General features: G+C 52.4%; 2 protein-coding genes. Both read left to right on the top strand.

What is annotated here, in order from left to right:
- Nucleotides 1-584, top strand: a 584-nt coding sequence (locus AC2VLY_RS01930; RefSeq protein WP_486921688.1) for a hypothetical protein, incomplete at its 5' end; no start/stop codon positions are given.
- The gene (locus AC2VLY_RS01935) at nucleotides 581-868 is read left to right on the top strand and encodes an integration host factor subunit alpha (RefSeq protein ID WP_486921689.1); all 288 of its coding nucleotides are present in this window, start codon (nucleotides 581-583) and stop codon (nucleotides 866-868) included. The genes AC2VLY_RS01930 and AC2VLY_RS01935, both read left to right, overlap by 4 nt.
- The last annotated feature ends 312 nt before the right edge of the window (nucleotides 869-1180 follow it).

A 1180-nucleotide genomic window follows, 5' to 3' on the forward strand; every position in this document is an offset into this window, starting at 1 on the left:
CGGCGCTGTTATTACCCAACATCGACGGCCACGCCGTAGACGTGCTCGACCGCATTATCCAGGCGGGCAGCCTATATCTCTCCCCTATCCAGGAAGCACTCGAGGATTCACCCGGCGCCCAGTTTTTCCGGACCATCCACGGAATGGATGCCCTGATAGACGCGACCAATGTACTGACCTATGCAGCACGGGAACACCCGAAACGGCGGGACCAGGATTCCATCGACGAACTGATTCAACAAGCCAAGGCCACGCAAAAACTGATTCACAAGCTGGACGATATACTGCCATCGGATGCGTTCATCCTTTCTTCGGATAGTTTCGGGCCGGACCTGATAGCGGAATATGTCACTAACACCGCCATGCTTGTTGTCAGTCGTTTTGCAGTGAGTCTTCTGGACTATTATGATGTGCAATTTATCCAGACCAAGAAAGATAAACGCAAAACCATGATGATGGACTTTCGGGATGCGTACCGGGAGACGATTCAGGATGGCCGCGCACGTATGGACGCCCACCACCGCCTGATGAAAACACTGAAAACAGCACAACGCGCATTGAATAAGGTGATGAAAGAAAGATGACCGTTACAAAAGCAGAAATAGCCCATGCATTGACCGATGCAATGGGCTTCACGCACAGAGAAAGCCTGGATCTGGTGAACAGCCTGTTTGATACGATACGGGAAACGCTGGCGTCCGGTGAAGACGTTAAGCTGTCCGGCTTCGGGAATTTCACCCTGCGGGACAAGGTGGCCAGACCCGGCCGGAATCCCAAGACGGGTGTGCCCTGCGAGATTCATGCTCGGCGGGTGGTGACCTTCAAGCCCAGCCTGATTTTGCGAAAAAAAATAGACAACTTTTTGTAACGCAAATGCTTCGCTAGCCCGTCCAGCCAGCGACTTACCGCCAGAATCAACCATGCCATCGCGGGATCAATTTGATCCCGCGCCTTGTAGCACCTGCCATCCAATCTGATTTTTCGAAGCAACCATCATCAGCAGCCAACATAAGTCCACCACATAAAAGCACACCTGTAGTCTTCAACCATGAAGAATAAAAGCCTTTTTGGCCGTTTTATGCGCACAAGATTACGGTCGGGCCACTGATACCATTCGTTTTAGGGCGGCGTCCATTGTAGCGCCGAGCCGGAAACATTCTGGCGGTCCATAGGGCAACCG

This window comes from Acidithiobacillus sp. TH-A36 (genome assembly GCF_057473445.1).